Here is a 15,624-nt window from a genome sequence, read left to right on the forward strand (position 1 = left end):
TTTTTTAGAAGCAATTAATTTTTTGCAGATAGTTTTTGGACACGGCTTTCTTTCGATTCCAATGATTCCATGAACCGTTTGATTCGCTGCATCGCTTCTTGGAGTTGTTCCATAGAAGTGGCATAGGAGCATCTGATATAACCTTCGCCGCTTTCGCCAAAAGCACTGCCGGGTACAACGGCTACTTTTTCAGCTAGTAACAGCTCTTCTGCAAACTGTTCTGAGGTCATGCCCGTTTTTTTAATAGAAGGGAAGACATAGAAAGCCCCGCCTGGTGTGTGACAGTCCAACCCGACCAAGTTTAGCGATTGAACGATGTAATTCCGTCTTCTACGGTAACTTCTTCTCATGCTTTCCACTTCGTGATACGTATTACGTAAAGCCTCGATGGCACCGTGCTGAAGCATATGTGGTGCACACATGGTTGTATATTGCAAAATTTTCACCATTTGCTCGGTAAATGGTTTAGGGGCGGCTAAGAAGCCTAGACGCCAGCCTGTCATCGCAAAACCTTTGGAGAAGCCGTTAATTAAGATGGTACGGTCGTACATGCCTTCAATCGATGAAAAGCTGGTATATTCATCATCATAGGTTAATTCTGCATAGATTTCATCGGAGACGACAAGTAAGTCATGTTTTTCTACGACCGCTGCAATTTTTGTCAGTTCCTCTTTGTTTAAATAGGTGCCCGTCGGGTTATTTGGTGAACAGAGTAAAATGGCTTTCGTTTTACTCGTAATCGCATTTTCGATTTGTTCCGGTGTCAGCTTGAACCCGTTACTATGATGGGTTGAAACAGGAATCGGCTTACCACCTGCCAAGGTAACTAACGGTGCATATGAAACGAACGCCGGCTCAATAATCAGCACTTCGTCCCCAGGGTTGAGGATAGCGCGGAAGGACAGGTCAATGGCTTGGCTGGCACCTGCCGTTACAATTACTTGGTCGACCGGATTATACTGTACCCCGAATCGCTTCTGTAAGTAGGCGGTGATTTCCTGTCTTAATTCAAGCAAACCTGGATTCGCCGTATAAGAAGTGTAGCCTTCTTCTAAAGATAAAATGGCTGCTTCCCGAATGCTCCACGGTGTGATAAAGTCTGGCTCCCCCACACCTAGGGAAATGACTCCCTTAATAGAGGCAGCCAGATCAAAAAACTTTCTAATCCCAGATGGTTTTAGTTCTTTTACCATTTCAGATAAATACTGTTGGTGTTCCTTCATCATGGTGAAACCACCATTCGACGATCGCGATCATTGTTTTCGCCAAAGATGACGCCATCATGCTTGTATTTTTTTAACATGAAATGAGTGGTTGTGGAAATAACATTATCGATCGTCGACAGTTTTTCCGAAACGAATCTTGCGATTTCACTCATTGTTTTCCCCTCAATGGTAATCGATAAATCATATGCACCAGACATGAGATAAAGAGATGTAACCTCAGGAAAACGATAAATTCTTTCCGCTACATCATCAAAGCCAACCCCGCGTTTTGGAGTCACCTTTACATCAATCATCGCCACGATGTTTTCCTTGCCAACCACCTTGCTCCAATCAATCAAAGCAGGATAACTAACAATTATCTTTTCGTCCTCCAGCTTCTTAATAATCGCTGTAACATCCTCCACACTCGAATTCACCATCAACGCAATATCTTCCACAGGAATCCTATGATTCTCCTCCAGAATCGAAAGCACCTCTAACTCCTCACTAGACAACCTCATCCTAAATCCCCCTCATACGTTCAAATTTAATATTACTATAATACATCAATGTTAGAATAAATAAAATATTTTCTGTGGTGAGGCGGTGCCTGTCACCACCCGTGGACACTGTCCACCTGAGGCGGACAGTGTAAGGCGTGTATTTGTTTTGAATAAACAAAAAAGGGTTTTGGCACGTGTTGTACGAAACCCCCGTTTTTTATTGTTCGATATTGAGGCGGTAACGAAGGATGGCTGCGAGTCCTGCTCCATGTTTGAATTCCCCGTTTTGTATTAGCTGGTTTAACTCGTTCATCTCAATAATATGTAAGTCTATTTGTTCGGTGGCTTCTAGCTGCTGTTCTTTTTTAATCAGGTTGGTTGCAGCAAAAAGGAAGATTTGTTCGCTCGTTGACCCAGGTGAGGGGTACACACTTCCTAGGTCTATCCAGTTTTTGGCCTGAAAGCCTGTTTCTTCCTCAAGCTCTCTTTTGGCTGCGGATAGGGGTTCTTTGTCCTCAGGGTCAATGGCTCCTGCAGGTAACTCCCATTGCCATTCCTTTATTGCATGACGATATTGCTGAATACAAATGACCTTGCCGTCTTCTGTTATTGGCAAGATACAAACCCCCTTAGAGAAATTCACATAGGAGAAATGCATATCTGTCTGGTTTGGCAGGGTTACATCTTCCTGAACAATCTCAAATCGATCAACTTGTTCTTTTTGAACGTTGTTAATTTTCCACTCCACTAAACAACACCTCTTTTATATAAATATTCTATTTATTTTTGCCTATAAAGGGAGGGGAATCAAGAGCAGGAAGTGAATTCCTTAATTTTTTAGATTGATTTGTTGGGAATGATTCATCCTAAAAAATCCAGCCAGTGCCAATGCAAGCAAGATACCTATTAAATCAAATCCAACATCGAAAGCACGTCCACCTCGAGTGAAAAATAATTGTAGTATTTCCGTTAAAGCGGCAAAGGCTGCAGCTACAATTAAAATCATACATCTAGATCTATATTTCATTAACAATAGATATGTAAGAACTTGAAAAACAACGATATGACCTAATTTTTGCAAAAGGAAACCTCTGCTAAGTTTATAGGGAAGTGGTGACAGGAAATGAGAAAATGTTGGATGACTGTCCCAGTGAAACCTCAGCACACCAAAGTGAATGAAATCTTGAAAGCTGGAAACACAAGTAAAAACCAAAATAACTGCACACCAAACAAAAATAAACAAACCTCGCATATTGAGTCCCCCTTTTTTCAACCACAGTTTAAACGGTTACAAGAGGTTTCATACATAAATGAAAGTATAAATGGTACAATTTGCATAAATGGTGAAAACATCGTTTTCAACTTGGTGAAAAAAACGACATTTTCCCCTTGGTGAAAAAAAACATCGTTTTCACCTTGGTGACTGGCACCATAATAAGGAGGAATTTTTATGGCAGTGAAGAAATTAGAGCATGTTGGTGTGATGGTGAGTGATATGGAGGTTTCTATTGATTTTTATCAGAATGTTTTGGGTTTGGATTTGCTGGATAGGTTTGCAGCGAATGAAACGACGGGGTTGGCTTTTTTAGGTAATCGTGAAAGTGGACAGGTTATTGTTGAACTTATTAATGGGAAGGACAATCTATTTCCTGATGAAGGCAAGGTTCATCATATTGCCTTTACGGTGGACCATATCGAGGAAGAAATGGAACGTCTTAGAAAGTTGAAGGTATATTTCGCAAATGAAGAAATTTCTACCTTGGCAAATGGAAGCAAGTATATTTTCTTTAAAGGTCCAGATGGGGAAACTCTGGAGTTATTTCAGCCTCAATCTAAATAGAATAGAATGACTGAATGGGAGGGGATCAAAGATGAGAGTGAAGGGCTTAGAAAAAGGCAGAATTCTCGACTTTGTTGCTTATTGTAAGAAACATAGAAATCAAATTGATGACTCCTACTTGTATGATTTCGAGTTATTAAAGTTTGAAATAGGAGATGAAAACCCTACTTATCTAGCGATAAATCAACAAGATGAGATAGTCGGAGCAGTTTCACTTGTCATCGATGATTATCATAATCGTGGAAGAAGGGCTCGGTTTCGGATATTTCATACGGAAACGGAAGACCCTCAAGTCTATCAGTTACTTTTTAAAGAAGTTTTAAAACATGCGACTAACTTGGATAAGGTTTTTCTGTTTATCCCAGTAGCCAATAAAAATTTAATAAAGATGATCGAAGGCTTGAAGTTTTCTGTAGAAAGATACGCTTTCCTGCTTGTAAGAGAGGATTTGGACGTTCCTGAGATCCATTTGCCAGAGGGGTACGAACTGAAATCTTTTCGTCCAGGTCAAGATGAGGAAAATTGGTTAACGGTAAGAAATGCTGCTTTTTCAACACTGAAAGGGAGTGAAACCCCCATTACGATTGAGGGTGTAAAAAAGTTATTAACCGATGATGATTATCTTGAGGGCGGCATGTTGGTCTTATTCGATCAAGAGAAACCGGTAGGTGTGATTAGAGGAGCAGATGATGAATATAATGCTGCTCCTATTATGAACATAGGCCCTGTTGCTATTTTGCCTGATTATCAAGGTCGAGGATTAGGTCAAAGCTTGCTTAGGGCTTCGCTAAGGTTTGCAAAGGAAAAAGGCTATAAACGAACCATCCTAAGTGTAAACGGAGAGAATGAGCGCGCACAGGCACTATATATTAAAGAGGGATTTAAACAGGTAGAGGCGGTTGTTTGTTATCAATATTTTTTAAAATAAGCAAAAGGTACAAAAAAGGTGTTTTCTCATTTGCCAAAGAGAGAATGCCTTTTTCTATTAAAACCGATTTATTCTCGGAAATATTTATTTATTTTTGTAGTTCCACATCCCTTGAAATCCCATATGCTTATAGTAATAAGGGGTGAGATGTAATGAAAAAAGAACAATTTGACGCAGAAACACTAAAGCACATAAGGAGCAGACTGGATACTGTTTATTCAATTGCCAAGAAAAATTACAATGACAACCCTGAATTGATGGACACAATCGAGAGCTTAGCCCAAATTGCTATTATGTTTACCAATATTAAACTTCAAGAGGTTAACGATCACGAAGAAACTGCCAGCCCTCAGGGATACATCCTCTCCAAACTGTCACACTCGTACTCAAGAATGACAGAGTATGAAAAACAAAAGATAAAAGACTTTCCTGAATGGAAACTGTAAATTATAGTTTCTAACATGGAACCTCGTAAAAAGGCTCAGAGTTGGAAAACTCTGAGCCTTTTCATTTTAAAAAACTGTATGAGCATTTTTGGTTAAAGCCCCCAATTCATAAAGAATGGCAGCATCACTATTTTCACACCAAAGCTCTTTTACTTTGCCCTCATGAAAAATAAAGATCATGATACCCGTTTCCTTTACCCGCTGGTTCTCGGAAGGGATATTGTACCATCCACCCTTATACGTCATCCATCCTGTATAACGAACAACTAATTTATTCCCTTGCTCAATTAAATCCTCCAAAACCCATTCATCGTCATGAAAAACAGCACGATACCATTTCATAAACTCTTTCATCTTTACTTTTGAGTTGTCACCATTTCTAGAATGATATATAAAGTCCTGTGTTGTTAGTTCATCTAAAACATCCAGATTACCCTTAGTAAAGTACTCGTTAAACCATCTCTCTGCGATTACCTTTTTTTCCGTACTAACCATTTTTTTCCCCTCCACTATCTGTCTTTTTTCATTTTATCATGATTAGGAGTAGAACGCTTTCAGTCGAGTTTTCTTTTTAAATCTCGACCAATAATGTCAATTTTAAGAACTTATCTATATTTATAACGCTGATATTACGGAGTTTATAGGGAAAATTGTCTAACGATTATCTACCTCTTAAGAAGGATATCCTGTAATCAAAAGGGAAGTTCGTTATTAGGAACAACCAGGAGGTTAGAGTACGATGGTTTTGCTATTTCATTATTTATCTCTTTTGAATATATTTGATGCTTTCATTACTTACTTTGGTTTGGAAAACTCACTAATACAGGAAATGAACCCGCTTATGAATAAACTATATGAAGCAGATCCGGCTTTGTTTTTGATTACCAAGATGGCATTTTCACTGTTTCTATATTTGTTTATTCTATTTAAGAAGGTACCAACATCCTCCCTTACAAAGGGACTCACGGTCTTTGCCTCAAGTTTCTATACCTTGCTATTTTTCCTTCATTGCTATTGGCTCGTTGTTCTCCTTTAAAGGTGCCTATCCAAACTTTTGGCGGGCACCTATTAAGTTTGAAAGATGTCCTTTTGCTTAAGAGGGACACAAAGGCAATCCCTCTGGAACACACACTACTGCAATGATAGTCAACCTCACTCCTTCCCAGTAAAACTTGTATTTTTCAAGTAATGATTTTCTTGCTTTTAATAATATTGTTCAAGTCTCTGGGATAATTTTGTATAATTAATAGAAATTGGGCTTTTGCCGAAAAAACATAGATTTAGAGTTAAGGGGGAAAGCACAATGAAAAAATTAAAGGTGTGGGGTCCTTTGGTTGGGATTCTAGCTATTATTGTGGGAGTCTATTTTTATTTAATTGAAGATAACGGAATGAAAATAAACGTAATGAAAAATGATCCTGTCGCTGCAAAAGAGGCGCAAACAAAAATCGATAAAAGCTTTGAGACCCCTGTATCTAGCAAAGTAATGGAAGAGTATGAAACGATGAGTGAAGGGAAACTAATTCAAGAAGTACACAATATGACCCATCAAAAGGTGGAGGCAGACAAAAAATGGGGCTCCTCCGAAATCACCGCGGATAAAGTTCAGAAATTATATGATGTAATAAGAAATAATAATTTCAAAAATGGCAGCACGAAACAAATGCTCCTAGAAATCCTAGAACCATGGCTGGAAAAAGACTTCTCTAATGCCGTAAGCGCCCATAATCGCATTTGGTCCTCCCAAAATGGAAACATCGGCAAAGCCACCCGGCTTCTCACTCCACAAGAGGAACTTGAATACATTGAGGACAAGTTTCGCTGATGGTGCAGTAGACCAGTTGATGGTGCCTGTCACCGCTCGTGGACACTGTCCACCTCAGGCGGACAGTTGTAAAAGGTTAACTTCATTAATATTTGGACGTGGATGGACATAGTCTTAATTATGGAAGTCTGTAGTGAAGGAGAGGTCCATGGTTAGAAAGTCCGCGTCGCTTAAGGGTTTTATGGTAGGAATCGTGTTGCTAGTCTGTATCGTTATTGTTTTTATGCTAATAGGGAAATCTTGGTTTTCACCTGATAAAGAGGCAGTGGGTGTAGTGGAGGAGTTTTATTTGTATGAACAGGAGGGGGAATTTGCTTCATCCTGGAAGCTTTTCCATTCAACTATGAAAGAAAGGTTCGGTAAAGGGCATTATATACAAGACCGAGCTCACGTATTTATGAATCACTTTGGCGTCGAAACATTTGACTTTATATTGAGTGAGCCTGATAAAATTGATCATTGGAAAATGTCTAAAACAGGACCAGCCATGAAAAACGTCTACAAAATACTCGTCACCCAAACCTACAAAGGAAAATACGGCAACTTTGATCTGAAACAAGAGGTTTTTGTTGTTCAAGAAAAAGATGAGTGGACAATTCTTTGGGATTACAACCAATAACGGTGACAGGCACCCTCTGTTGAGATCTGTTTCATTGACGGATGTTGACGGAGGGGTGTTTTTTTGGTTATGATTATCTTGAATTCAAGATAATCACATACTCACCAAGTTCGTTTAGGAGGCTATTGTATGCAGCTGTTAGGTTTACATCATGTTTCGATCTTAACGGGTAAGGCCGAGAGGAACTTTCAATTTTATACAAAGATTTTAGGGTTGAGATTGATCAAGAAAACCGTTAACCAAGATAACACAGAATCTTATCATTTATTTTATGGTGACGCAAAGGGCAGTCCTGGCACTGAGGTTACCTTCTTTGATATTCCAGGGTTGGGGCATACATATCCTGGTATTGGCAGTATTTCCTCTACATCACTTCGAGTGAAGGACACGAAGGCACTCCACTACTGGGAAGCTCGTTTTGAGCAGTTCGGAATTCGGCATGGGCGAATAGAGAAGCGGAATAATCGTGACTCGCTTGCGTTTCAAGATTTTGAGGGAACTCGTTTAGTTTTAGTCGCAGATAACGGTGAAGAAGGAGTTCGTGCTGGTGTTCCTTGGGACAAAAGTGAAGTACCGATAGAACATGCTATCATTGGTTTGGGTCCTGTTACCTTAACAGTTGGTGTTCCCGATAAAACAATTAAAGTATTAACCGAAGTTATGGGGTTTACACAGACTGGCACTTATCCATCGCTTGATGGGGACTTCCCAGCTATTCAAGTTTTTTCAACAGGAGAAGGCGGCTCAGGGGCTGAGGTGCACATGGAAACGAGGCCAGATTTATCAAGGGCGCGGCCCGGGCGGGGAAGTGTCCATCACGTAGCATTTCGCATTCCTAATGAGGAGGAATATGACTATTGGGCTCAGAGAATTGCTGCATCAGGACTAATGAATTCAGGTAAAGTGGAACGGTATTACTTCAAGGCCCTCTATTTCCGAGAACCAAATCATATCCTTTTTGAATTATCAACGGATACACCTGGTTTCGACGTGGACGAACCCATTGAAACGTTAGGGGAAAAGCTTGCACTGCCGCCATTCTTGGAACCACGCCGGGCAGAGATTGAAACGGGGCTGCGGCCATTAGATTTAGAAAGTAAGTAAATCCATCAAGACAGGGACCATATAATATGGAACTTGTCTTTTTTTCTTGGCACAATCTTCTCGCTATATTAATCTATAGAAAAATCCTCTTTTTAAAAATTTTTTAAAAAATCTCCAACACTTTTCTCCTCTCAACCGTTATCTTACTGAATGCGGTAAAAAACAACCTAATTCTTCAACACAAGGCAAAGATTTTCACTAAATAATAAAAATGAATAAAAGTGAGTGGTCAATGTGAAAGTCGACGTGAGTGATTTATATGAAAAGTTAAAAGATGATCTGTTCCGTTTTGCCCGCTCTATTGCAAGGCATGAGCAGGAGGCGAATGACTTAGTTCAGGATGCCATGATAAAATCGCTCAATGAACCCGAACTCCTTAGCCTGGCGGATTATAAGCAGCGTGCATGGTTTTTCCGGGTCATGAAAAATAGGCTGATTGATGATCGTCGAAAAGAACAGCGATTGACTGCTTGGGAAGATGATTTTGATTTTTCGATACGGGAGGCCGGTGTCAGCCACTTAGAAATAACGGAGTTACTTGGACATTTGCCACAGGATTTAAGTGATTTAATTTTTAAAAGATATTGGTTAGGGCTTTCGAGTCAGGAAATTGGCGGTCAGTTAGGGCTTCCTGCCTCAACGGTACGCTATAAGCTTCATCTCGCCATCAAACGACTACGAACCATTTTAGAGGAGGAAAAATAATGAGTCAACGAATTGGAAATGTGGGATTGTTAAACTTGGTGAATGCTACGGAAGAAAGCATTAAGGAGATCGAACGGATTGAAAACGCAGGACTTGTACTTTATGGAAAAGAAAATGCACATTTATTAACAAAGTTAAATATTGGAAATATAGGAGCAAGCTTAGAGATTCCAGCTGGTTTCCGCCTATTTAATGGGGTTTTTCATCTCAATCAAAACTATCTTTCTTCTATTGCAGACCCCGTTTTTCTCCTTGTAAACGGCATAGTGATTATTGATCAAGATGTGCAGCCAGACCAAGTTCAGGCAGGGCAGTTAAATTTGATGGTAAACGGAAAAGTGTATTGTCCTTCACACCTCACAGGTCTTGTCGTTAATATGCTTTCCAAAGGCACTGGTGAAGTTGAAACCTATGATGGTGCACCTCCTCGGTTGGAGGATGGTAAGTTCACATTAACTAATTCCTTTTTACAGTCGATTGATGAGTCTCTATATTTAGTGGTCAATGGGCTGCTCACATTTGCAGAGGACCTTAATCTTGATCAATTTAATGAAAAAATTAATAAGTTAGAGGTAAACGGGAAAATTTCACTCTATGAAAACCAAGAAACCTATTTATATAAAAAAGCAGCTTCCTTAGCAACCTGTAAGGTGGAGGTATTTCCTGCGGGGTATGAAGTGCTTGAAAAACCTCTGCGCTTAAATGCCCGTTCGATTCGCAGATTCCAACAAAAAAAATGGTACACCCATAAACCGATCATTATTGAAAGCGATGTTTCAAGAGAAATGCTGACGAAAGCCATTGAAAAAATTCATTCCACTTCAATCATCGTTTGCTGCGAGGAAGTCGAAGATCTTGTTTATGAATTATTAAGTTTGATGGAAACAGAAGTATTATCCTACGAAAGTAAATTTATTTTAATTGAAGGGAAAGAAATATGGTCAAACGATCAATTCCAAGCCTTAGACCAGGCAGCTAATTTCATCGTTAACGGCCAGCTAATCCTTGATAATGATGTTAGCGAAGATGCGCTTCGATCCAAAGTATCCACATTAGATATCTTAGGAGAAGTCCTGGTACGCGAGAAAAAACTAAAAGGTGTCCTTCAAAATATCATCCGACTCAATACAGGAACAATAGAAGAAGAAAGAAGTAAGCATGAAACAGGAGTAGCACTTCAAAACGTGGGAGAGCTTACATTATAAACACACGGTAACACCAAACCCCAAGCGCTTGCTTCGCTTGGGGTTTTTAACTGGGCCGGTGCCTGTCACTAATCTGTGTTACCATTCTGAATATCTACAAAAGGTAGAGTTTGCCATTTTCCTTTTATACTTAAATGTCTATACATTTTAAAAAAAATATTTATAATATTAGAATAAATAGAATTATCAGAATAAGGGGGACGGATCATGTTACATAAAGAGTTAAAGCCATTTCCTAAGTCTTTTTTATGGGGAGCTGCTTCCGCTGCATATCAAGTAGAGGGAGCGTGGGATGCTGATGGCAAGGGTGTTTCCAACTGGGACCAGTTTGTCCGAATTCCTGGTAAAACGTTTAAAGGTACAACAGGTGATGTAGCAGTCGATCACTATCATCGCTATAAAGAGGATGTCCAGCTGATGGCAGAGATGGGAATGAAGGCTTATCGCTTTTCAGTTGCCTGGACACGGATTTTTCCAAACGGTAAAGGTGTTTTAAATGAAAAGGGAATCGAGTTCTACAGCAATTTAATCAATGAACTAAAGGAAAATAATATAGAACCTGTTCTGACATTATATCACTGGGATTTACCACAGACTCTACAGGATGAGTATGGCGGCTGGGAGTCTCGTAAAATAGTCGAAGACTTTACGAACTACAGTGTAGAACTGTTTAAACGGTTTGGGGATCGTGTGAAATATTGGGTTAGCTTAAACGAACAAAATATTTTTACAATGCTCGGATACCAAATGGCGGCACATCCGCCAGGCGTAAAGGATGACAAATTGTTCTATCAGGTTAATCACCATGCAAATCTTGCTAATGCCAGTGTAATTAAGGAGTTTCGTAAGTATGTTCCTGATGGCAAAATCGGTCCAAGTTTCGCCTATTCACCAGCGTATCCTTTCACTTCCCATCCAAAAGATATACTCGCCGCTGAAAATGCAGAGGAATTAAGGAGCCATTGGTGGATGGACATTTATGCCAGGGGTCAATATCCTAAGTCTGCATGGACTTACCTTGAAAATAAGGGGCTTGCGCCTATTGTTGAAGAGGGAGATTTTGAACTTTTAAAACATGGAAAACCTGATTTTATGGGACTAAATTATTATCAGACGACAACTTTTGAAGAAAACTCAATAGAAGGCGGCGTCGGTGCTGGAGAAATGAATACTACTGGAAAAAAAGGAACTTCTAAGGATACTGGAATTCCGGGAGTGTATAAAACAGTTGAGAACCCTAATCTTGAAAAAACCGATTGGGATTGGAATATTGATCCCAATGGTCTAAGAATTGCACTACGTAGAATTGCAAATCGTTATCAGTTGCCAATATTAATTAGTGAAAATGGGCTTGGGGCTTTTGATAAAGTGGAGGATGGTGATGTTATCAATGACGATTATCGAATCGATTTTATCCGTACCCATATTAATGCCATCCAAGAGGCAATCACTGATGGAGTGGAGATGTTAGGTTATTGTGTCTGGTCTTTCACTGATTTATTAAGTTGGTTAAACGGGTTCCAAAAGCGCTATGGATTTGTGTATATCAATCAGCATGAAGAAGGTAACCACGATCTTCGCCGGATCAAAAAGAAAAGCTTTTATTGGTACAAAGAAGTCATAGAATCAAATGGAGAAAAACGATAAATTTTATCTTTGCAGTCACCCTCAACATTTTTTGTGAGGGATTTTTTTATTTTTTTTTGAAATGATTTTGCTATTTTTCCATAACTCTATGTTTCACGATTCACAAAATAAAATATACACAGTTAACCTCTTTAAGAAAAAATAACCTAGGTAGAAGTTCCTAATTTTATTATTTAAATACAATAAATTCCATAACCCTTGTCAGAATTGGTCGAAAATTTAAAATTGACTAAATTTAGCTCGGATGATAAATTCTAAATCAAGGAAACCGATTTCCAAAACCGATTTCCAAAATCGATTTCCTAAAGCACTTTCATCTTGTCAGGACAAATAGTTTGGCTATAGGAACTCTGTTTCTAAAGTTTTTCAAACGCTTACATAATAGGGAGGGTTGTCAATTAAATCATCGTTTTTGAAGCAGCAATTATTTTAATAAATCTAAAATAAAGGGGAAGATGAACAATGTCTGAAAAAGTACAAAGCTCAACTCTAGTAACTACGAAAGATGATCGCAAAGAAATACTTGAACTGTACAAAGATTTACGTGTAACAGATGTTCGTGACGGAATGGATTGGGTTGGAATGCATGGATATGGAACTGTTCATCACAGCATTAAACCTTTATACCGTACAAAAGTTGTTGGGATTGCTAGAACAGCTCGCTACATGCCATATGAAGGGCCAGCTCCAAGGTTAACAGGCGATGAGTATACGGAGTGGGTTAATTGGTACTACCGTGAAGTATGTAATGATCCTTGGGGAGAAGAGATTTTAGAAGGCGACTTTATGGTTATGGATGTAAGCGGTGTCGATGTAGGTATTCTTGGATCTAATAATACCCTAGCTTTTAAGAAGAAAGGCTGCGTGGGTTACTTAACAAATGGCGGCGGTATCCGCGATACCGATGAAGTTATTTTACAAAAAATTCCTGTCTGGTCAAAATTCGTTTCACAAGGAATGGACCAAGCTCGTATCCGCTATGATTCAAAAGATATCCCTGTTGCAATCGGCGGCGTTGCCATTTACCCTGGTGACATTATCGTCGCTGACGGTGATGGAGTTGTCGTTGTTCCAAGAAAATTAGCATATGAGGTTGCCAAATATGCGCACCAAGAGCTAAAAGGCGACAAAGCAGGCCGTAAGAAGCATTATGAAGCGTTAGGCTGGGACTTAGACGAAACCGTTCTATAAAAGCAAATGCCCCTACTCAAAAACTACGATTTAATATGACAATTGGTTAGTAAAGAAGGCTAATAGAATGAAAGTTTCTCTATCATTCTATTAGCCCTTATATTATAGGAGGAACTACTACATGGAAATTAGAAGTGTAGGTTTTATTGGGCTTGGTGCGATGGGACTTCCAATGGCAAAAAACCTGATTAAGAATGGCTTTGAATTACATGTGTCGGCTCACCGAAATCGGGGACCGGTTGAGGAATTAACGAAATTTGGCGCGATTGAACACGGATCAGTTGATGAGATTGTTTCAAACTGTCAAGTTTTAATTAGTATTTTGCCAGCTGACCATGAGATGGAAGCCGTTCTATTATCTGAAGACATGCTAGGACGTATTACACCAGACCATATTTTGATAGAAATGACTTCTGGTTCACCTGAAATGATGAAAAAGGTGAATAACGCTTACCATGAAAAGGGAGCGCGCGTGTTAGATGCCCCTGTGAGCGGAGGAACCATTGGAGCAGAAAATGGTACTTTAACGGTAATGGCAGGCGGGAATACTGAACTCTTAGAAGATTGTCGTCACTTACTTAATGCAATGGCTGAAAATATATACTTAGTCGGTGCAATCGGTGCCGGGAAAGCTATTAAGGCAATTAACCAAATGCTTGCTGGTATTCATATGGCGGCTGCAGCGGAGGCTGTTGCTCTTGCTGAAAAACTGGAGATTGATAAAGAGGTAGTTAAACAAGTAGTTGGAAAAAGCTCCGGCGCTTCCTGGATGCTTCAAAATAAGTTTGATACGCTTTCAGAGCGAAATTATGCACCGGGTTTTAAGCTGAACTTAATGAAGAAAGACATTCAAATTGCTGTAAATGAAGGTGCCGAAAAAGTGCTGCCTCTTGCCTCCTATGTACTTGAACTCTTTGAAAAGGAATCACAAGAAAATGGCGAACTCGATTTTGCAGTAATAGGGAAGAAGCTCTTATCATAATAAAATTTTTTACACTAATAATGTAAGCACTACCAATATTTTAAAAATTCAAAAAGAGCACAAAAAATTATAAAAACTTAATTTAAAGGAGAATCATTAATGAAAAAATTGAGAGCACTTATATTTTCATTGATTTCTGTGTTTCTTTTAGTTGGGGTAGTTGGGTGCAGCAGTGGTGATAGCAGCAAAGAGGCTTCGGGCGACGGCAAGGACGAAAAAGTAGAAATTCGCTTTACTTGGTGGGGAGATACAAAACGTCACGAATTGTATAACGCCATTGTCGATCGATTCGAAGAGAAATATCCAAATATTAAAGTAAAAAGAGAATTTGGCGGCTGGCCAGAATACTGGGAGAAGTTAACCACTCAAATCGCTGGTGGGAATGCTCCAGACGTAGTCAGCATGCACCAATTCTATGTGGCCGATTATGCACGTAGAAATGCACTTTTAGAGCTTAGTGACTATGTAAAAGAAAATACGATTAATCAGGGTGAATTTCCTGAATCTGTTGTGAACAGCGGTAAGGTAGACGACAAGCTTTACATGATTGCTCAAGGTGTTACAATGCCAGGATTGGTTTACAACAAAAAGCTATTTGATGAACTAGGAGTAGAATATCCAAAGCAAGGTTGGACCTATGACGACTTTACGGCAAAAGTTAAAGAGTTAAAGTCAAAAGGTATTTGGGGAGTTCAGGACTTTAGCGGTGGACAGCTTCAGCCAAACTTCCGTTATTTTGCAAGATCAAATGGCCAAGATTTATTCACCAAAGAAGGAAAGCTAGGATTTAAAAAAGAAACGCTTGTTAAATGGTGGACTATGTGGGACGAGCTTCGCAAAGCGGAGGCGATTCCAGATGCGGCTACTGGAACTGAATATGAATCAGCTCCATTAGAGCAGAACTTATTCGTAACAGGAAAGACTGCGATACACCAAATTCCAGCAAACCAGCTTTACCTTTATCAGCAGCAGTTCCCTGATGGTGAATTGGCAATGGTTACAATGCCAACTGTAGATGGCGGCGAACAAGGTGAGTATATCGAGGGTGCTTACTTAAGTATCACACAAAAATCTAAACATCCAAAAGAAGCAGCGCTATTCATTAACTTTTTCGTAAATGAAGAAAAGGCATTGGAATTATTTAAGGTTGAACAAGGGTCACCTGGTTCTACTAAAATGGCTGACTTTGTAAAGCCGCTGCTTGAGCCAGCACAAACAAAAGCGGTTGAATTTATTCAATCAGCGGTCAAGAATGCATCACCTGCACCATATTCCCCTGCAGGTGTTACAGAGTTAGAAGCAGCATTTAAGGATAGTGCGTCAGCAATTTCCTTTGGAAAAATGTCTGTTGAAGAAGCTGCCGATAAATTTATGAAGCAAGCTGAAAGTATTCTTAAATAAGAAATAGAAGGATTTGGGGATGG

At 39.4% G+C, this 15,624-nt stretch carries 18 protein-coding genes; 13 read left to right on the top strand and 5 right to left on the bottom strand.

The genetic code is table 11. The features are described 5' to 3' along the window. Nucleotides 1-14 precede the first annotated feature (14 nt). The 4 genes from BANA01_RS05075 to BANA01_RS05090 all read right to left on the bottom strand — a co-directional run bounded on the left by BANA01_RS05075 (nt 15) and on the right by BANA01_RS05090 (nt 2,960). Nucleotides 15-1,226, bottom strand: a complete 1,212-nt coding sequence (locus BANA01_RS05075) for an aminotransferase (RefSeq protein WP_411834921.1) — start codon at nt 1,224-1,226, stop codon at nt 15-17. Then, nucleotides 1,223-1,726, bottom strand: a complete 504-nt coding sequence (locus BANA01_RS05080; protein ID WP_063251956.1) for an Lrp/AsnC family transcriptional regulator — start codon at nt 1,724-1,726, stop codon at nt 1,223-1,225. The genes BANA01_RS05075 and BANA01_RS05080 overlap by 4 nt, the downstream gene beginning before the upstream one ends. A gap of 199 nt (nt 1,727-1,925) precedes the next feature. Further along, nucleotides 1,926-2,456: an NUDIX hydrolase gene (locus BANA01_RS05085; RefSeq protein ID WP_063251957.1), complete on the bottom strand. Its 531-nt coding sequence runs from the start codon at nt 2,454-2,456 to the stop codon at nt 1,926-1,928. An 81-nt stretch (nt 2,457-2,537) separates the two neighbouring features. Next, a complete protein-coding gene (locus tag BANA01_RS05090; protein WP_063251958.1) occupies nt 2,538-2,960 on the bottom strand; it encodes a VanZ family protein in 423 nt (140 codons plus the stop codon). Between the two features lie 198 nt (nt 2,961-3,158). Here BANA01_RS05090 and BANA01_RS05095 point away from each other — a divergent pair, with 198 nt between their 5' ends. From BANA01_RS05095 to BANA01_RS05105, 3 genes are all read left to right on the top strand, one after another. Beyond that, entirely contained in the window at nt 3,159-3,548 is a 390-nt protein-coding gene (locus BANA01_RS05095) for a VOC family protein (RefSeq protein ID WP_063251959.1), read from the top strand. A 31-nt stretch (nt 3,549-3,579) separates the two neighbouring features. Continuing rightward, nucleotides 3,580-4,476 carry a GNAT family N-acetyltransferase gene (locus BANA01_RS05100; RefSeq protein ID WP_063251960.1) on the top strand — a complete coding sequence of 299 codons (897 nt, stop codon included), beginning with the start codon at nt 3,580-3,582 and terminating at the stop codon, nt 4,474-4,476. A gap of 152 nt (nt 4,477-4,628) precedes the next feature. Further along, the gene (locus BANA01_RS05105) at nt 4,629-4,922 is read left to right on the top strand and encodes a hypothetical protein (RefSeq protein WP_063251961.1); all 294 of its coding nucleotides are present in this window, start codon (nt 4,629-4,631) and stop codon (nt 4,920-4,922) included. A 66-nt stretch (nt 4,923-4,988) separates the two neighbouring features. On the opposite strand, the gene BANA01_RS05110 is transcribed toward BANA01_RS05105, so the two are convergent. Next, the gene (locus BANA01_RS05110; protein WP_063251962.1) at nt 4,989-5,417 is read right to left on the bottom strand and encodes an ester cyclase; all 429 of its coding nucleotides are present in this window, start codon (nt 5,415-5,417) and stop codon (nt 4,989-4,991) included. 244 nt (nt 5,418-5,661) lie between these two features. On the opposite strand from BANA01_RS05110, the gene BANA01_RS05115 reads away from it, so the two are divergent. The 10 genes from BANA01_RS05115 to BANA01_RS05160 all read left to right on the top strand — a co-directional run bounded on the left by BANA01_RS05115 (nt 5,662) and on the right by BANA01_RS05160 (nt 15,601). Further along, nucleotides 5,662-5,958: a DUF5658 family protein gene (locus tag BANA01_RS05115; RefSeq protein WP_063251963.1), complete on the top strand. Its 297-nt coding sequence runs from the start codon at nt 5,662-5,664 to the stop codon at nt 5,956-5,958. Between the two features lie 267 nt (nt 5,959-6,225). After that, entirely contained in the window at nt 6,226-6,747 is a 522-nt protein-coding gene (locus tag BANA01_RS05120) for a DUF6241 domain-containing protein (protein ID WP_063251964.1), read from the top strand. Nucleotides 6,748-6,895: 148 nt separating this feature from the next. Then, a complete protein-coding gene (locus BANA01_RS05125) occupies nt 6,896-7,366 on the top strand; it encodes a hypothetical protein (protein ID WP_235847067.1) in 471 nt (156 codons plus the stop codon). Nucleotides 7,367-7,495: 129 nt separating this feature from the next. Then, on the top strand, nt 7,496-8,470 hold the full coding sequence (locus tag BANA01_RS05130) for a ring-cleaving dioxygenase (RefSeq protein ID WP_063251965.1): 975 nt from the start codon (nt 7,496-7,498) through the stop codon (nt 8,468-8,470). A gap of 234 nt (nt 8,471-8,704) precedes the next feature. After that, on the top strand, nt 8,705-9,175 hold the full coding sequence (locus BANA01_RS05135; RefSeq protein ID WP_063251966.1) for an RNA polymerase sigma factor: 471 nt from the start codon (nt 8,705-8,707) through the stop codon (nt 9,173-9,175). After that, nucleotides 9,175-10,380, top strand: a complete 1,206-nt coding sequence (locus tag BANA01_RS05140) for a hypothetical protein (RefSeq protein WP_063251967.1) — start codon at nt 9,175-9,177, stop codon at nt 10,378-10,380. Before BANA01_RS05135 ends, BANA01_RS05140 begins: the two co-directional genes overlap by 1 nt. Nucleotides 10,381-10,587: 207 nt before the next feature. Next, on the top strand, nt 10,588-12,027 hold the full coding sequence (locus BANA01_RS05145; RefSeq protein ID WP_063251968.1) for a glycoside hydrolase family 1 protein: 1,440 nt from the start codon (nt 10,588-10,590) through the stop codon (nt 12,025-12,027). Nucleotides 12,028-12,489: 462 nt separating this feature from the next. Beyond that, complete coding sequence (locus BANA01_RS05150; RefSeq protein ID WP_052106344.1) at nt 12,490-13,218, top strand: RraA family protein; 729 nt, start codon at nt 12,490-12,492, stop codon at nt 13,216-13,218. Nucleotides 13,219-13,339: 121 nt separating this feature from the next. Beyond that, nucleotides 13,340-14,200 (top strand): NAD(P)-dependent oxidoreductase, encoded by an 861-nt coding sequence (locus tag BANA01_RS05155; RefSeq protein ID WP_034674574.1) that lies wholly within the window; start codon nt 13,340-13,342, stop codon nt 14,198-14,200. A gap of 99 nt (nt 14,201-14,299) precedes the next feature. Continuing rightward, entirely contained in the window at nt 14,300-15,601 is a 1,302-nt protein-coding gene (locus BANA01_RS05160) for an ABC transporter substrate-binding protein (RefSeq protein ID WP_034674578.1), read from the top strand. Nucleotides 15,602-15,624: the final 23 nt, after the last annotated feature.

Origin of the sequence: Neobacillus niacini NBRC 15566, from assembly GCF_001591505.1 — a bacterium.
Taxonomy (GTDB): domain Bacteria; phylum Bacillota; class Bacilli; order Bacillales; family Cytobacillaceae; genus Neobacillus; species Neobacillus niacini.